Annotated in this window: 16 protein-coding genes; 6 read left to right on the forward strand and 10 right to left on the reverse strand. The window is 71.7% G+C overall.

Translation table 11 applies throughout. The features are described from left to right. The first annotated feature begins 48 nt into the window (after positions 1–48). Positions 49–780: a hydrogen peroxide-dependent heme synthase gene (gene hemQ, locus ACFPZI_RS26200; protein ID WP_381367607.1), complete on the forward strand. Its 732-nt coding sequence runs from the start codon at positions 49–51 to the stop codon at positions 778–780. 296 nt (positions 781–1,076) lie between these two features. Here hemQ and ACFPZI_RS26205 read toward each other — a convergent pair whose 3' ends face one another. The 7 genes from ACFPZI_RS26205 to ACFPZI_RS26235 all read right to left on the reverse strand — a co-directional run bounded on the left by ACFPZI_RS26205 (position 1,077) and on the right by ACFPZI_RS26235 (position 6,892). After that, positions 1,077–1,958 (reverse strand): TIGR04222 domain-containing membrane protein, encoded by an 882-nt coding sequence (locus ACFPZI_RS26205; protein ID WP_381367610.1) that lies wholly within the window; start codon positions 1,956–1,958, stop codon positions 1,077–1,079. Positions 1,959–2,096: 138 nt separating this feature from the next. Next, entirely contained in the window at positions 2,097–3,440 is a 1,344-nt protein-coding gene (locus tag ACFPZI_RS26210) for an MbnB/TglH/ChrH family RiPP precursor modification enzyme (RefSeq protein ID WP_381367613.1), read from the reverse strand. 213 nt (positions 3,441–3,653) lie between these two features. Next, on the reverse strand, positions 3,654–4,196 hold the full coding sequence (locus ACFPZI_RS26215) for a hypothetical protein (protein WP_381367616.1): 543 nt from the start codon (positions 4,194–4,196) through the stop codon (positions 3,654–3,656). Between the two features lie 7 nt (positions 4,197–4,203). Continuing rightward, positions 4,204–4,356, reverse strand: a complete 153-nt coding sequence (locus ACFPZI_RS26220; RefSeq protein WP_381367619.1) for a hypothetical protein — start codon at positions 4,354–4,356, stop codon at positions 4,204–4,206. A gap of 173 nt (positions 4,357–4,529) precedes the next feature. Then, a complete protein-coding gene (locus tag ACFPZI_RS26225; protein WP_381367621.1) occupies positions 4,530–4,934 on the reverse strand; it encodes a YunG family protein in 405 nt (134 codons plus the stop codon). A 41-nt stretch (positions 4,935–4,975) separates the two neighbouring features. After that, on the reverse strand, positions 4,976–5,704 hold the full coding sequence (locus tag ACFPZI_RS26230) for a peptidyl-tRNA hydrolase (protein ID WP_381367624.1): 729 nt from the start codon (positions 5,702–5,704) through the stop codon (positions 4,976–4,978). 342 nt (positions 5,705–6,046) lie between these two features. Beyond that, the gene (locus ACFPZI_RS26235; RefSeq protein ID WP_381367627.1) at positions 6,047–6,892 is read right to left on the reverse strand and encodes a polysaccharide deacetylase family protein; all 846 of its coding nucleotides are present in this window, start codon (positions 6,890–6,892) and stop codon (positions 6,047–6,049) included. A gap of 145 nt (positions 6,893–7,037) precedes the next feature. On the opposite strand from ACFPZI_RS26235, the gene ACFPZI_RS26240 reads away from it, so the two are divergent. Both ACFPZI_RS26240 and ACFPZI_RS26245 read left to right on the forward strand, forming a co-directional pair. After that, positions 7,038–7,472, forward strand: coding sequence for an ArsR/SmtB family transcription factor (locus ACFPZI_RS26240; protein WP_381367630.1), 435 nt, complete (start codon positions 7,038–7,040; stop codon positions 7,470–7,472). Beyond that, entirely contained in the window at positions 7,469–7,957 is a 489-nt protein-coding gene (locus tag ACFPZI_RS26245; RefSeq protein ID WP_381367632.1) for an SRPBCC family protein, read from the forward strand. The genes ACFPZI_RS26240 and ACFPZI_RS26245 overlap by 4 nt, the downstream gene beginning before the upstream one ends. Positions 7,958–8,019: 62 nt before the next feature. Here ACFPZI_RS26245 and ACFPZI_RS26250 read toward each other — a convergent pair whose 3' ends face one another. The 3 genes from ACFPZI_RS26250 to zapE form a co-directional block, all read right to left on the reverse strand. Then, positions 8,020–9,444 carry an alkaline phosphatase PhoX gene (locus tag ACFPZI_RS26250; RefSeq protein ID WP_381368083.1) on the reverse strand — a complete coding sequence of 475 codons (1,425 nt, stop codon included), beginning with the start codon at positions 9,442–9,444 and terminating at the stop codon, positions 8,020–8,022. 127 nt (positions 9,445–9,571) lie between these two features. After that, a complete protein-coding gene (locus ACFPZI_RS26255; protein WP_381367634.1) occupies positions 9,572–10,561 on the reverse strand; it encodes a slipin family protein in 990 nt (329 codons plus the stop codon). 116 nt (positions 10,562–10,677) lie between these two features. Then, positions 10,678–11,781, reverse strand: a complete 1,104-nt coding sequence (gene zapE / locus ACFPZI_RS26260) for a cell division protein ZapE (protein ID WP_381367637.1) — start codon at positions 11,779–11,781, stop codon at positions 10,678–10,680. Positions 11,782–11,818: 37 nt separating this feature from the next. On the opposite strand from zapE, the gene ACFPZI_RS26265 reads away from it, so the two are divergent. The 3 genes from ACFPZI_RS26265 to murC all read left to right on the forward strand — a co-directional run bounded on the left by ACFPZI_RS26265 (position 11,819) and on the right by murC (position 14,961). Next, positions 11,819–12,718, forward strand: coding sequence for a pyrimidine reductase family protein (locus tag ACFPZI_RS26265; RefSeq protein ID WP_381367640.1), 900 nt, complete (start codon positions 11,819–11,821; stop codon positions 12,716–12,718). A 261-nt stretch (positions 12,719–12,979) separates the two neighbouring features. After that, positions 12,980–13,453: an indole-3-glycerol phosphate synthase gene (locus tag ACFPZI_RS26270; RefSeq protein WP_381367643.1), complete on the forward strand. Its 474-nt coding sequence runs from the start codon at positions 12,980–12,982 to the stop codon at positions 13,451–13,453. A 101-nt stretch (positions 13,454–13,554) separates the two neighbouring features. Next, positions 13,555–14,961 carry a UDP-N-acetylmuramate--L-alanine ligase gene (murC, locus tag ACFPZI_RS26275; RefSeq protein ID WP_381367646.1) on the forward strand — a complete coding sequence of 469 codons (1,407 nt, stop codon included), beginning with the start codon at positions 13,555–13,557 and terminating at the stop codon, positions 14,959–14,961. Position 14,962: the final 1 nt, after the last annotated feature.

Genomic DNA, 14,962 nt, shown 5'->3' on the forward strand with positions numbered 1-14,962 from the left:
CGCCACCCGGTGAAAAACCCTCTACGGAGGAGCAGGAGAATAAGGGACATGAGCGACGACGTCACCACCCCCGCACCCGACCGGATCCCGAACAAGGGCAAGCTGGCCAAGGACCTGAACGAGGTCATCCGCTACACCCTCTGGTCCGTCTTCAAGCTGAAGGACGTGCTGCCCGAAGACCGCGCCGGGTACGCCGACGAGGTCCAGGAGCTGTTCGACCAGCTCGCCGCCAAGGACGTCACGGTCCGCGGCACGTACGACGTCTCCGGTCTGCGCGCCGACGCCGACCTGATGATCTGGTGGCACGCCGAGAGCAGCGACCAGCTCCAGGAGGCATACAACCTCTTCCGCCGCACCAGGCTGGGCCGTGCGCTGCTCCCGGTCTGGTCGAACATGGCGCTGCACCGGCCCGCCGAGTTCAACCGCTCGCACATCCCGGCGTTCCTCGCCGACGAGGAGCCCCGCGCGTATGTGAGCGTGTACCCCTTCGTGCGCTCCTACGACTGGTACCTGCTGCCCGACGAGGACCGCCGCCGCATGCTCGCCGACCACGGCAAGATGGCCCGTGGCTTCCCCGACGTGCGCGCCAACACGGTCCCCTCGTTCTCCCTCGGTGACTACGAGTGGGTCCTCGCCTTCGAGGCCGACGAGCTGTACCGCATCGTCGACCTCATGCGGCACCTGCGCGGCTCCGAGGCGCGGATGCACGTTCGTGAGGAGATCCCGTTCTACACGGGCCGCCGCAAGGACATCGCGGAGCTCGTCGCGGGCCTCGCCTGAGCGAGTGTGCCGGTGACCGGGCCTGCCCGTTCTTGAACGGGGTGGGCCCGATCAGGCTCGACCAAGCCTGCTCAGGTCTGGTCGAGCCTGGTCTGGTCTGGTTCGATCAGGTCGTCGGCCGGGCGGGCGTCGCCTTCCCGGCCGGCGCGACGGCCAGGGTGGTGAGCAGCAGGGACCCGGCGGCCGCGTGGACGACGGCAGTTCTCATCACGTTCCCTTCGGTGCACGGCGATCGACACCAGGGATGCTTCGTCCGGCGGGCAGGGCGGGGCAAGCACCGTCGGCGGGTGTCGCCGTCAGTGCTCCCGTACGCCCCCGGAACCGGAGCCGGAACCGGGGTCGTCCCCCGCGCGGTGACGGCCGAAGGCGTCGCCCGGACGGTGCCCCGGAGTGTGGCCCAGGTGGTGCTCGCGGTGGGTGAAGGCCGCACGCAGATCCGGTTCGCCGACCGCGCGGATGCCGTGCACGGCGACCGACGTCAGATACGTACGGTCGTCGTCGCCGGTGCTCACCGAGCGCCGGGGGAGGGCGCCCAGCAGCCGCAGGCCGGCCGGGGAGGCCCAGTGGGTGTGCGGGGGGAGCTCGATCCGCGCGATGACCAGGCAGCTCAGGGTCAGCGTCAACGGCAGCGCGAACCACAGGGCGACCAGATGGCCCGGCAGATACGACGCGGCCGGCACCAGCAGTGCGGCGGCGCCCAGTCCGGCCACGGCCAGCGCGGCGATCCGCACCTGCCGTACGCCGTCGGCGATCGTCGTGGCCGCGCCGTCGGGCACGGCCAGCCCGGCCCGCTCCAGCCGGTCGGCGAGGCCGCGCACCGCGTCCGTCGTCGCCGCGGCGGCCCGCACCGGAGCGATGGGGGACTGCCCCTCCGGCCCGATGACCCCTATCACCGACCGCTCCATGTCGTCCCGCCCGAGCGGATCGACCACGGTCGCCCAGCCGGTGTGGGCCAGCAGCAGCCGGCGCTGACGCGCCATCGCGACCAGGGTGACATCGACGACCCGCCGAGGGCCGCCGGACAGGAACGCCGTCTCGTACAGGGTCAGCTCACGCCCCCCACCCCCGGCCGTACCCACGTCGTGGACGGCCGCCGCGCGTACGGCGGCCAGGCACAACCGTGTGCACGCGGCGCCGGCGACGGCCCACGAGACGAGCAGGAGGAGTACCCAGAGCATGACTTGTTTGTAGACGACACGGTCCCCAAAGCACCATGCCCTGTTCGCCATCCGGACGGAGTGTTGTCTGCATGTGACGTTCCGTTTGGCCGGCCGGGTGCCGGAACCGGGCCCCGCTCCGGCTCGTGTGCCTCGGCCTCAACGCCGCAGCAGCACCCGCCGCGTGGCGCGCGCCAGCCGCACCGCGGGCCGGCGCGACCGCGGCATCGGCCCGGACCGCTCCAGCCACCACTCCCGCAACTCCCGCAGGGGCACCTGCTCGTCCTGCCGCTCCCACTGCCCGGAGGCGAGCAGCAACTGCTCGACGAAGTCCAGGGCGTCCTGCCGGTAGCCCCCGGTCATCGGCCGCTTCTGGGCATGGGCGAGGAAGGCCGCCCGGTACCGCTCGCCGAGGATCACCGGCAGCTCGGGCGCGACCTTGGCGACGACATCCGCCCGCTTCGCGGCGAGCGCCCGCGCCTGCACGACCATCCGCACCCGGTCGAACCCCTCGGGCACGGGTGTCCCGGCGACCAGCGAGGACAGCACCGCCGCTTGGGCGAGCGCCACCCGCTGCCGCGCGGGTTCGCAGGAACCGGATTCCCTTACGGAGCCGGAGCCGGAGCCGGAACCGGAGCTGGAGCCGGAGCTCTTCGCCTGTGCCGTGCTCCGCGCGGTCGTCCCCTTCTCCACCGCCTCCCGAATGGCCGTCAGCTCCCGCTCCAACTCGCCCGGTTCGGGGAAGTTCTCGTCCCGTTCCAGGAGTACGCCGGGAGGGGAGACGCGGGAGGCGAGGTCGGTGAGGATGTCCAGTACCGGCCGGGGTACGGGGTGGGCGTGGCTGTCGTGCCAGACGCCGTCCCGCTCGACGCCGCCCGCGACATGGACGTACGCGATGGCTTCCAGGGGCAGTTCGGCGAGCGCCCTCGCCGGGTCCTCGCCGCGGTTGACGTGGTTGGTGTGCAGATTGGCCACGTCGATGAGCAGTCGTACGCCGGTGCGGTCGGCCAGGTCGTACAGGAACTGGCCCTCGGTCATCTCCTCACCGGGCCAGGAGAACAACGCCGCGATGTTCTCCACGGCGAGCGGTACGGGCAGGGCGTCCTGGGCGATCCGGACGTTCTCGCACAGCACGTCGAGTGCGTCCCCGGTGCGTGGCACCGGCAGCAGGTGACCGGCCTCGAGCCGAGGGGAGACGCTGAGCGGTCCACCCGCCCGCACGAACGCGATGTGCTCGGTGACCAGCGGCGACCCGAGCGCCGTGGCCCGCTCGGCCAGCGCCTCCAGCCGCCCCGCGTCCGGCCGCTCGGCCCCGCCGAGCCCGAGCCCGACCCCGTGCGGCACGACGGTCACCCCGCGCTCGCGCAGCCGCAGCAGCGACTCGGGGAGATGCCCGGGACACACGTTCTCGGCCACCACCTCGACCCAGTCGATCCCCGGCATCCGCTCGACGTCCCCGGCGATCTCCGGCCGCCACCCGATACCCGTCCCCAGTCGCTCCATGGCACTGTCCCCCTCCTCCACCGGCCACCCCGTCGGCCCCCGCCGGACGTCCGCTCGGACGTGACAGGGGTATGGCCCCGAAGTCCGCGCCCGAACCGTGTCGCGGCCACATCCAGAGCAACATTTGAGCTTCCCCGAAGGAGTCGCCGGGCGGTGCCGGGAAAGCGCGTGCGGCGGGGCCCGCCGTTCTGGTCCGGCCCGGACGTACGCGTACTACCAGTGGTCGCCCACAGGGATGCCGGGCGCGAAGTGGGCGACGGTGGCGACCAGCCGGTCCCGGTCGAGGCGCCATCCGGTCACCGGTCGGGAGGTCATCACGACCCCGGCCGGCACCGGAACGAGGCGCCCAAGGACGGCACGGGCCTTCGGGGAGTCCCCGGGCAGGGCCGGAGCGCCCTCGCGCCGGGTGACCCCGACATAGGGCACATGGGCGCCACCTGCGGTTTGCCGCCAGAGCACCACACCGGTGATGTCGCCCCAAGGCACATGGGCGGTGGTGGCCCCGTACCGGGCGGGGTTCCCGCCGAGCAGCACACCTGTCTCGTCCACCCGGAACGCGACCTTGCCGCTCATCGCCATGTACGCCATGAACAGCCCGCCCACGCCGAAGAGCGGCAGACCCAGGAGGCGCGCGTACAGCGGCACGTCCGAGAAGAGCAGGACCGCGGTGAAGACGGTGGAGAGGACCACGACCGCTGTGGTCCTGCGGTCCCAGCCGTAGTGCGCCTGGTACACGGGTGGGGTGGTCTCGGCCATGGTCGGATCATGGCAGTGACCGCCCGCAGGGGGAAGCGCTGGGGACGGCGCCGTTCCCGCCCGGCATGGCCTCCGTCTCGGGTGCGGCCGGGGTGAGGTCGCGGACCCGCGGGGTCGGCAGGGCGAAGACCCGGGCCAACCTGCGTTGCCTGTTCCTCATCAGGCCACCGTAGGACGTTGAGGTGATGAGGACGACAGCTTTCCTTCGGATGACCGGCTGCTCGCCGGTGCAGCACAGTGAACGGCCGGCCTACTGGCGCAATGCAGGAGGGTCCGCCACTGCCACCGGGCTTCGGGCGGCCCGCCCAGCCGGACGGGCCGGCGCCGGCCCGCTCAGACAGGCTCCGGGAGTCGGCCGAGGTGCTGGGTGACGCGCTCGCGCAGCAGGAGGTATTCCTCCCAGCGGCGGGGCAGGGGGCCCGGCGGGCGCTCGACGACACGGGCGGCCACGACGGTCTGTCCACGCTGGAACTGCTCACGGGTCAGGTCGAGTTCCACACCGCTGGGCAGCCGGTTCCACCAGTGGAAGCCGCGCTGGGCCCCGTCGACGTGCACCTCGCCGACCATGAGATCGCCGCCGAAGACATCGTTGACGACCAAGGCCGTGATGTCGCAGTGTCCCCAGGCCGGGTTGTCCGGCTGCCAGTCGGCCTCGGCCTGATCGTCGGGCGAACAGGTGTCGGCGGCCCAGGAGGCGCGAAGGGCCCTGTCGAGGTCGAGCAGGTTCCATGGAGTCATGCCGCGAGCATCGCAGCCGCCACTGACACCGAGCCGGGGTGTCAGCGCAGCGACGGGTGGTCCGCGACCACCGTGCAGGAGCCGGGTGCGATCTCGGTGAAGCCCGCGTCGCGGACCGTGGGGAGGCCACTGGTCGTCAACTCGTCCCAGCGGGACGGGTCCGTGGTGCGGACGGTGAGCGGGAAACCGACCTTCCGCCAAGCCGTGCGTTCCTCGTCCGACAATTCCCACCAGGCCAGTTGGGCCGCGTGGCCCGCCTGGGCCATCGCCTTGCCGGCCGACATGTCGAGGCCGGGGTTCAGCCAGAGGACGGGGGCCGTGGGGTCCGCCGGGGGCGGGGGCCCAGAGTCGTCCAGGTCGGTGCCGGAGACCTGGAGGCGGGCCAGGTCCTTGGGCCAGCCGTCCAGCGGGACGGGCGGGAAGACGCGGACCTGGGCCGACGTGCCGGTGACCGTGATGCCGGCCAGGGCCTCCGCGCGGCGCCATTCCGCGCCGCGGGCCCTGCGGACCACCTTGCGGATGCGGGCGTCCTGCCAGTCGCGCATCGCCTGCGCCCACTCGCCCTCGCCCACCGACCGCTCGTCCGCCAGCATCGTCAGCACCGCGCGGGCCGCCGTCTCCAGCGCGTCCGTGCGGGCCGGGGGCGCCGACCGCTCGATGCGCGCCACCAGGGGCAGCACGAACTGGGGGGCCTCGTCGCGGGCACCGGGCTCGGAACGGAAGGGGCTCGCGGCGGCGGGCGTCCGGTCATGGGTCTGGTCGTTGTCCACCCCGCCAGTCTGCCAAGCCGTGCCGTGCTTTTGTCAGCCCGAGCAGGCCGTACGCTGTGCCTCCTGCCTCCTGCCTCCTGCCTCCTGCCTCCTGCCTCCTGCCTCCTGCCTCCTGCCTCCTGCCTCCTGCCTCCTGCCTCCTGCCTCCCTCAGGTTCTCGACTTCGCTCGGACGGGGCCCCATGCACACCGGGCACATGGTGATCCCCTTGTACGGCTCCGGGTACTCCGTCGGCTCCCGGCACAGCACGCACTCCGCGTACGGAGGCCCCTCGGCCTTTGGCGGCCTGGTCGCGGCGGTCAGGCATTAGTCGTTCTCGGGCATGCCTCCAGCGTAGGACGCTCAGCTTCGTTCGCCCGCAGCCGCGATCAGGTCGGAGACCTTCACTAAGCGGTAGCCCTGGTGGCGCAGTTCCGGGACGATCGTCCGTACCGCGCACTCGGTCGCCGGGGCCGCGCTGCGGGTGCAGTGCAGGACGACGACGGAACCCGGGCGGACTCCGTCCAGGACCTGCCGGGCCACCGCGTCGGCGTCCGTGGCGAAGGCGTCACCGCCGACCACGTCCCACTGCACGGCGGTGACACCGGCCGGGACGAGTGCCTTCAGCGCCTCGCGGTCGTAGCAGCCGCCGGGGAAGCGGAAGTACGGCATCGGGTGCGCCACTCCCACCGCGTGGAAGGCCGTGTACGCCCGTTCCACGTCCGTGAGCATCCGGTCCCGGTCGACGGTCGGCAGGCCGTAGCAGTCGTCCGTGAACGCGTAGTGGCTGTACGAGTGGTTGGCGACCTCGAAGAGCGGGTCCCGGCCGATGGAACGGGCCTGGTCCGGGTACTCCTCGGCCCAGCGCCCCGTCATGAACACGGTGGACGGCACCTTCAGTGCGCGCAGGGTGGCGATCAGCCGGGGATGGTCGAAGCGCTCGCCCGCCGCCGCACGCGGGCCCTGGTCGGCGGTCATGTCGGCGTCGAAGGTGAGGGCGACGGTCTTCCCGGCGCTTCGGGGGGCGTTCTCGAAGACCGGGGTCAGGTCCGCCGGCCCCGGGGCCAGGGTGGGCAGGCGCGGGGCCGGTGTCGCGGGGGTGGCGGAGGGGGTGGGACGTGGCCGCTGCGGGGGGGGGGGGGCGGCGCAGGCGGCGAGCACGATGGTGAGGGCGCAGACAGTTGCTGCTCGGCGTACCGGTGTGATCACCACATGAAGATATGAGTGGTGTTGAGTTATTTGTTCTTGTTCACGAGTGGGTGTGGTGGGTGTCACTCGGGTGGTCGAGCCGTGGTGCGACGCTTTCCCGTCTTCCGCTTGCGGGGCGGGGCGCGCGAGGCTAACGTACAACCAAATGGTTGTAGATGGATTGACCGACGAGACCGTGGACCGGCTGTTCCACGCCCTGGCCGACGCGACGCGTCGCGACATACTCCGTCGTTGTGTGCGGGGTGAGCTGTCCGTGTCACGTCTGGCCGAGGCGTACCCGATGAGCTTCGCCGCGGTGCAGAAACACGTCACGGTGTTGGCGCGGGCCGGCCTGGTCACCAAGCAGCGCCGCGGCCGGGAGCAGCTCGTGCGCACCGACCCCGACGCGGTGGGCAGGGCGCGGCAGGCCCTCGACGAACTGGAGACGGCCTGGCGGGCGCGCGTGGACCGGATGTCCGGTCTGCTGGCGGACGATGCCGGAACCGATGCCGGAACCGATGCCGGAACCGATGCCGGAACCGATGCCGGAACCGCAGCAGGGTCCGGCGACAAGGAATCGACGGAAGGACAGGAACGATGACTGTCACGAGCGTGGACAAGGATCTCGACCGGCTCACCCTCACCGTGATCGCGGACTTCACCGCACCGGTCGAGAAGGTGTGGCAGCTGTGGGCCGACCCGCGGCAGCTGGAGCGCTGGTGGGGGCCGCCGACCTACCCGGCGACCGTGGAGGAGCACGACCTCACCCCGGGCGGGGAGGTCAGGTACTTCATGACCGGCCCGGAGGGCGAGAAGTTCGGCGGCTGGTGGCGGGTCGCGACGGTCACGCCGCCCACCGCCCTCGAATTCACCGACGGCTTCTCCGGCCCGGACGGCAAGCCGAACCCCGAGATGCCGACCACGGCGGTGCGGATGACGCTCAGCGAGCATGAGGGCGGGACCAGGATGGAACTGCGCTCGGTCTTCGACGCCCGGGAGCAGATGGAGCAGCTGGCCGAGATGGGCATGGTCGAGGGGCTGGGGCAGTCGATCGGGCAGATGGACGACCTGCTGGTGGCCGCCTGAGCCGCGTACGGACCGCCGGGGCCGGGCCGGCCGGGGGAGGGTGCCCCGGCCGGCCCGTGCCGTCACTGCCGCCAGGGCCCCGTGACCGCGAACGTCGTGCCCGGGGAGTAGCAGTTGGCATACATCGTCCGGCCGTCGGGGGAGAAGGTGACGCCCGCGAACTCGCCCCACTCCGGCTCCTCGGGCGTTCCCCCCGCCGCGGTAGCGGCTGATGTAATCGCCTGGCGGTTGCGGGCCAGCGCGTACACCTCGCCGTGCCGGGTGACGCCGTAGACGTGCTGCGCGCCGCCGCCGTCCTCGCAGACCATCAGGCCGCCGCCGGGGGCGAGGCAGATGTTGTCCGGTGACTCGCCGGGGAGCTGCACGTCGGTGTCCGGCCCGAAGACGATCACCAGGGTCAGCCGGCGCCGGTCCGGGTCGTAGCGCCAGATCTGCCCGTAATGGTCGCCGGCCGAACCCTCCGCGCTGCGGGCGAACGACGACACGAAGTACACCGACCGCCCGCCCCAGTAGCAGCCCTCCAGCTTCTGCGCGTGCGTGATGCCGCGTGTGCCGAAGTCCTGCAGACGGATGGGTGTTTCGGCGGCCGGCGGATCCGGTACGTCCACCCACTCGACGCCGTCGAAGCGGATGCCCGTCTCCTGGACCGAGGACAGGTCCGGCACCCCGGGCACCCGCATCGCCTGGAGCCGGCCGCCCGCGCGCAGTGAGCCGGTGCCGCCCAGCGGTTTGTCGGGCAGGAACCGGTAGAAGAGGCCGAAGGGTCGTTCGAAGGCGTCCTCCGTCTCGTAGACGACGCCCCGCTTCGGGTCGACGGCGACCGCCTCGTGCTGGAAGCGGCCCATCGCGGTCAGCGGCACGGCACCCGTGCGGCGCGGATCGGCGCCGTCGACCTCGAAGATGAACCCGTGGTCCTTGGTGTAGCCGTTGGTGCCCGCCTTGTCCTCGGTCTCCTCGCAGGTCAGCCAGGTGTCCCAAGGAGTCGGCCCGCCCGCGCAGTTGACGGCCGTACCGGCGATCGCGACCCGCTCCGAGCGCACCTGGCCGCGGGAGTCCAGGGTCAGCGACGTGCAGCCGCCCTTACCCTCCGGGTCGTAGGTCAGGCCCTTGACCACCGGGACCGGGATCCTGCCGTCGGCACGGTTCTCGTGGTTGCGGACCAGATGGACGCGGCCCTGCCCGCCCGCGAAGGCGGCCATGCCGTCAGGGTGGGAGGGGACGGGGCCCTCCCCGGAGCGCAGTGGGTCGCCCTCGCGGGAGAGCACCCGATAGCGGAAACCTTTCGGCAGGTCGAGGAGTCCGTCGGGGTCGGGGACGAGCGGGCCGTAGCCGTGATGGCCGAGGTGCTGCGCGGCGGCGGCAGCGGGGGTGAACAGCTCGGAGAGGGCGCCGGAGAACGTGATGCCGATGCCCAGAGCGCCGGAACAGGCGAGCAGTTGACGTCGTGTGGAGGGCAGGAGTCCGGTGTCGGACCCTGCTTCCGGCATGCCTGTTTCTGACATGAAGGAACCTTCCTGCTGGCGGACAGGAACTGTGGTTCCGCCGTGTCTATCACCTGCCGTGAGTCACGGGAACCACGCGTGGAGCACGTGTCACGCGTCTGTCCGTGGGCGGTCACGCGTCACGCGTCACGTGTCCGGGGCGGGGCGGGGCCGGGGTGGGTACGGGGCCGGAGCCCGTACCGAGACCCGTGTCCGTGGCCAGACGCCCGAAGTCCGGGACCGGGCGATCGGTTTCCGGGGGCCGGTTCCTGTCCTTGCCCCCGTCCACGGTTTCGGCGAGGTCTTCGCCCTGGCCGGCCGGCGGTCCGGGTTCCTCGAGGGCGTGTTCCTGTTGTGCCGGTGGCTGGGCGGCCCGTTCCAGGAAGCGCAGCAGTTCGACGGGGAAGGGCAGCACCAGGGTGGAGTTCTTCTCCGCGGCCACCGCCACGATGGTCTGGAGCAGTCGCAGCTGCAGAGCCGAGGGCGTGTCCGCCATCTGCTGGGCCGCCTCGGCGAGTTTCTTCGAGGCCTGGAGTTCGGCGTCGGCGTTGATGATCCGGGCGCGGCGCTCGCGGTCGGCCTCCGCCTGGCGGGCCATGGACCGCTTCATGGTGTCGGGCAGGGAGACGTCCTTGATCTCGACGCGGTCGATCTGCACGCCCCAGCCGACCGCGGGGCTGTCGATCATCAGCTCCAGGCCCTGGTTCAGCATCTCCCGGTTGGACAGCAGGTCGTCGAGATCGCTCTTGCCGATGATCGAACGCAGCGAGGTCTGCGCCATCTGGGAGACCGCGAACCGGTAGTCCTCCACGTTGACCAGCGCCGCGGACGCGTCCACGACCTTGAAGTACACCACCGCGTCCACCCGCACCGTCACGTTGTCCCGGGTGATGCCCTCCTGTGCGGGCACCGGCATCGTGACGATCTGCAGATTCACCTTGTGCAGCCGGTCCACGAAGGGAACGATCACCGTGAATCCGGGCGAACGTGCCCTGTCCTGCAGCCGGCCGAGGCGGAAGACCACCCCGCGCTCGTACTGCTTGACCACCCGCGCCGCCGCTGCGAGATAGGTGAGGCCCGCGGCACCGGTTATGGCGGCCGCGGCGAGCAGCTCTTCGACCATGACGACCTCCCGTCAGAGGCCTGCTTCACGTGTTTACGGTCACTCCTGTCACGATATGCCCGCCGCCCCGGCCGGGGCCATGGGTGAGGTCATGCAGTCGGCGGGCGAGGAAGCGGCTACGGAGTTCCCGTGAGCCGGCCCGCGTCCCGGGCCAGGGCGGTGAGGCGGGAGATGGCCCGGAAGTACTTTTTCCGGTAGCCGCCCTTCAGCATTTCCTCGCTGAACAACTGGTCGAACGGCAGCCCCGAGGCGAGTACGGGTACCTCGCGGTCGTAGAGCCGGTCGGCGAGGACGACGAGACGCAGCGCCGTCGACTGGTCCGGTACCGGCCGGACACCGGTGAGACACACGGCGGCGAGTCCGTCGGCCAGGGCGCCGTACCGGCTGGGGTGCACCTTCGCGAGGTGGTCCAGCAGCTCCGCGAAGCTGTCCAGCGAGGCGCCCTCGGTGGCGTACGCCGTCTTGGTCACCAGTTCGTCGGTGTACGGCGGCGGTGCCTTCGGCAGGCCGCGGTGGCGGTAGTCCTCGCCGTCGATGCGCAGGGCGCGGAAGTGGGCCGACAGGCCCTGGATCTCGCGCAGGAAGTCGGCCGAGGCGAACCGGCCCTCGCCGAGCTTGCCCGGCAGCGTGTTGGAGGTGGCGGCGAGCGCGACGCCCGCCTCGACCAGCCTGCCGAGCAGGGTGGAGACGAGCACGGTGTCACCGGGGTCGTCCAGCTCGAACTCGTCGATGCACAGGAGCCGGTGACCAGAGAGGGTCCGCACCGTCTGCTGGAAGCCGAGGGCACCGACCAGGTTGGTCAGCTCCACGAAGGTGCCGAACGCCTTCAGCGCGGGCTCGGCCGGGGTGGCGTGCCAGAGCGAGGCCAGCAGGTGGGTCTTGCCGACGCCGTACCCGCCGTCGAGGTAGACGCCGCGGGGGCCGGCCGGGGCGGGCTTCGCCGCCTTGCCGAAGCCGAACAGCCTGCGCTTGCCGGAACCTCCGGCCCCGGGTCCGCCGAGCCCCGCCGCGAAGCCTTCGAGGACATGCACGGCCTCGGGCTGGCTGGGCTGGTTCGGGTCCGGTATGTACGTGCCGAAGCGGACCGCGTCGAATCGCGGCGGGGGCACCATCTCGGCGACGAGCCGGTCCGCGGGGACATACGGCTCACGGGCGCACAGGGACAGCGGGGCCGCTTCGGCTGTGACACCGGGCCGGGCGGCGGGGGAGGAGGACGACACGCTTACTCATACTACGGGGCGTGGAACACTGCACGTCATGCGACGCCTGTTCCCTGTGACCGACGAAACAGCAGCTCCCGGCGTGAGTTCCGGTACGTCCGGCGACGGCGGGGGCGACGTCCGTGGTGGTGGTGGCGGTGGCGGTGGCGGCCGGGAGTGGAGCCTGGCCGAACTGGCGGCCGCGTACGCCTACCCGGAGACGGAGACGGAGACGGAGACGGAGACGGAGACGGAGACGGAGACGGGGGCAGGCTCGGGGTCCGGCAAGGGCCACAAGCCGTGGCTGCGGGCCAACATGGTGTCCACGCTCGACGGTGCCGCTCAGCACGAAGGCCGCTCACAGCCCATCTCCTGCCCCGCCGACATGCGGATCTTCGGCACGCTGCGGGCGCTGGCGGACGTCGTGCTCGTCGGAGCGGAAACGGTTCGGCAGGAGGGTTACCGGCCGGCACGCGCGCGTGCCGAGTTCGTGGCGGCGCGGGAGGCGGCCGGGCAGGGGCCGGCGGCGGCGATCGCGGTCGTGTCCGCGAGCCTGGACCTGGACTTCTCCCTGCCGCTGTTCACCTCCCCGCTGGTGCCCACCCTGATCCTGACCGGCTCCGCCGCGCCCCCGGACCGGGTCGCAGCCGCCGAGGCGGCCGGGGCCCGGGTCGTGACCGCCGGGGAGGGGGCAGGCGTGGACCCGGGGCGTGCGGTCCGGGCCCTCGCGGAGCGGGGGTACACCCGGCTGCTGACCGAGGGCGGTCCGCGACTGCTGGGGCAGCTGGTGGCGGCCGGGGTGCTGGACGAGCTCTGCCTGACCGTCGCCCCGATGCTCACCGCGGGTGACGCTCAGCGCATCGCTGGGGGCCCCTCTGTGACACTTCCGCGGCGTTTCACGCTGAAGTCGATGCTGGAGGAGGACGGCTTCCTCTTCACGCGGTACGCGCGGTCCTGATCCAGATGTGGCCGGCCGTGACCGGGCGTGGCCAGGTATGGCCGGAAGTAACCGCGCCCGGCGGCCGGAAATATCCGGAAATGGAATCGACGGTTACCGCTGGTCCGGTAATCGTCGGAATGTTCCGTTCCGCTTGATGCCGTGAGGGGCAGACTGAATCCGGCAGTGCCCGTGCGAACACGGGGCAGGATGGTTTCCGCAGGGCCTGGCTCGGCCCACGGGAAAGAGGGCCCGCGGCCCTCCGAGGAGAAGGGGCGCCTGGTGTTCACAAGCGTATTGATGATCGAGAAGGCCCTGACGTCCGCCGACGTGGACTTCGTCACCACCCTGCACGGCGACGAGGGGGTCACCTTCCAGGTGCTGCTCCAGCCGCGCGGAGAGCAGGCGGACCGGCTGCTGCGGGCCATCGACGACGTGGCGCTCGGCGAGCTGGACGACGCCATCCGCGAGGGGGGGACCCCCGAGGGCGAGGAAGCGGAGACCATGGGCGAGCGTGCCCTGGAGGTGTCCCTGCAGGCCCTGCGTACTGCCGGTCACGAGGCCGAGGGCCGGCTGATCGAGGCCCACCCGCTGGACGCGCTGAGAACGATGGTCCAGGAGGCCGGGGCGGACGAGGTGATCGTGCTCACCGATCCGCACTACGTGGAGGAGTTCTTCCACCGGGACTGGGCCTCCCGGGCCCGGCACAAGGTGGGGGTGCCGGTGCTGAAACTGTTCTCGCACAGCAAGGCATAGGCTGGGGCGGCGCCTTCGCACGAGGGCGCGAGGACCGTCGTCCCGCTCGTCGCACCACTCGTACGACCCGCACCACTCGTCACCCCTGGGGAGAAACACGCATGGCAGCCGGCCTTCCTACCGCCATGGACCGACCGCACTTCATCGGCATCGGCGGCGCCGGGATGTCGGGCATCGCGAAGATCCTCGCGCAGCGCGGCGCCAAGGTGGCCGGCAGCGACGCCAAGGAGTCCGCCACCGCCGAGGCGCTGCGCGCGCTGGGTGCCACCGTGCACATCGGGCACGCCGCCGGGCACCTGGCCGACGACGCGAGCTGTGTGGTCGTGTCGTCGGCGATCCGCGAGGACAACCCGGAGCTGGTCCGCGCGGCCGAACTGGGCGTGCCCGTGGTCCACCGCTCCGACGCGCTGGCCGCCCTCATGGACGGCCTGCGCCCGATCGCGGTGGCAGGCACCCACGGCAAGACCACGACCACCTCGATGCTGGCCGTCTCCCTGACCGAGCTGGGCCGCCGGCCGTCGTACGCCATCGGCGGCGACCTGGACGTGCCCGGTTCCAACGCGCTGCACGGCGACGGCGAGATCTTCGTCGCCGAGGCGGACGAGTCCGACCGCAGCTTCCACACGTACGCGCCCGAGGTCGCGATCATCCTCAACGTGGAGCTGGACCACCATGCCACCTACGCGTCCATGGAGGAGATCCACGAGTCCTTCGAGACGTTCGTCGGCCGGATCGTGCCCGGCGGCACCCTGGTGATCTCGTCGGACCACGAGGGCGCGCGGGAGCTGACCCGGCGCCTGCGCGACGCGGCCGGTTCGGCCGGTTCCGTGCGGACGGTGACGTACGGGGAGTCGCCGGACGCCGACGTGCGGGTGACGTCGGTCGTCCCGCAGGGGCTGAAGAGCGAGGTGACCGTCGAGTTCGAGGGCACCCCGCTCACCTTCACGGTCTCCGTCCCGGGCCGCCACTACGCGCACAACGCCGTGGCCGCGCTCGCCGCGGGCGTCGCGCTCGGCATCCCGGCCGCCGAACTGGCCTCGGCGCTGGCCGCGTACACCGGGGTGAACCGGCGCCTCCAGCTCAAGGGCGAGGCGGCGGGCGTCCAGGTCATCGACTCCTACGCGCACCACCCGACCGAGATGACCGCCGACCTGGAGGCGATGCGCGCCGCCGCGGGCGACGCCCGCATCCTGGTCGTCTTCCAGCCGCACCTCTTCTCCCGCACCCGGGAGCTGGGCAAGGAGATGGGCGAGGCCCTGGCCCTGGCCGATTCCTCGGTCGTCCTCGACATCTACCCGGCCCGCGAGGACCCGATCCCCGGCGTCACCAGCGAGCTGATCATCGACGCGGCACGGGCGGCCGGCGCGGACGTGGCGCCGGTGCACGACAGGACGGAGATCCCGGAGGCCGTCGCGGGAATGGCGAAGCCCGGTGATCTGGTTCTCACCATGGGAGCGGGCGACGTCACCGACCTCGGCCCGCTGATCCTGGACCGTCTGTCGAAGTGAA

Source organism: Streptomyces chlorus (assembly GCF_042655885.1).
Lineage (GTDB): Bacteria > Actinomycetota > Actinomycetes > Streptomycetales > Streptomycetaceae > Streptomyces > Streptomyces chlorus.

What these genes read in the sequence shown, in the direction of transcription:
- hemQ (WP_381367607.1), top strand. Translation starts at nt 49, where the DNA reads ATGAGCGACGACGTCACCACCCCCGCACCCGACCGGATCCCGAACAAG.
- ACFPZI_RS26205 (WP_381367610.1), bottom strand. Translation starts at nt 1,958, where the DNA reads ATGCTCTGGGTACTCCTCCTGCTCGTCTCGTGGGCCGTCGCCGGCGCC.
- ACFPZI_RS26210 (WP_381367613.1), bottom strand. Translation starts at nt 3,440, where the DNA reads ATGGAGCGACTGGGGACGGGTATCGGGTGGCGGCCGGAGATCGCCGGG.
- ACFPZI_RS26215 (WP_381367616.1), bottom strand. Translation starts at nt 4,196, where the DNA reads ATGGCCGAGACCACCCCACCCGTGTACCAGGCGCACTACGGCTGGGAC.
- ACFPZI_RS26220 (WP_381367619.1), bottom strand. Translation starts at nt 4,356, where the DNA reads ATGAGGAACAGGCAACGCAGGTTGGCCCGGGTCTTCGCCCTGCCGACC.
- ACFPZI_RS26225 (WP_381367621.1), bottom strand. Translation starts at nt 4,934, where the DNA reads ATGACTCCATGGAACCTGCTCGACCTCGACAGGGCCCTTCGCGCCTCC.
- ACFPZI_RS26240 (WP_381367630.1), top strand. Translation starts at nt 7,038, where the DNA reads ATGGTTGTAGATGGATTGACCGACGAGACCGTGGACCGGCTGTTCCAC.
- ACFPZI_RS26245 (WP_381367632.1), top strand. Translation starts at nt 7,469, where the DNA reads ATGACTGTCACGAGCGTGGACAAGGATCTCGACCGGCTCACCCTCACC.
- ACFPZI_RS26250 (WP_381368083.1), bottom strand. Translation starts at nt 9,444, where the DNA reads ATGCCGGAAGCAGGGTCCGACACCGGACTCCTGCCCTCCACACGACGT.
- ACFPZI_RS26255 (WP_381367634.1), bottom strand. Translation starts at nt 10,561, where the DNA reads ATGGTCGAAGAGCTGCTCGCCGCGGCCGCCATAACCGGTGCCGCGGGC.
- ACFPZI_RS26265 (WP_381367640.1), top strand. Translation starts at nt 11,819, where the DNA reads ATGCGACGCCTGTTCCCTGTGACCGACGAAACAGCAGCTCCCGGCGTG.
- murC (WP_381367646.1), top strand. Translation starts at nt 13,555, where the DNA reads ATGGCAGCCGGCCTTCCTACCGCCATGGACCGACCGCACTTCATCGGC.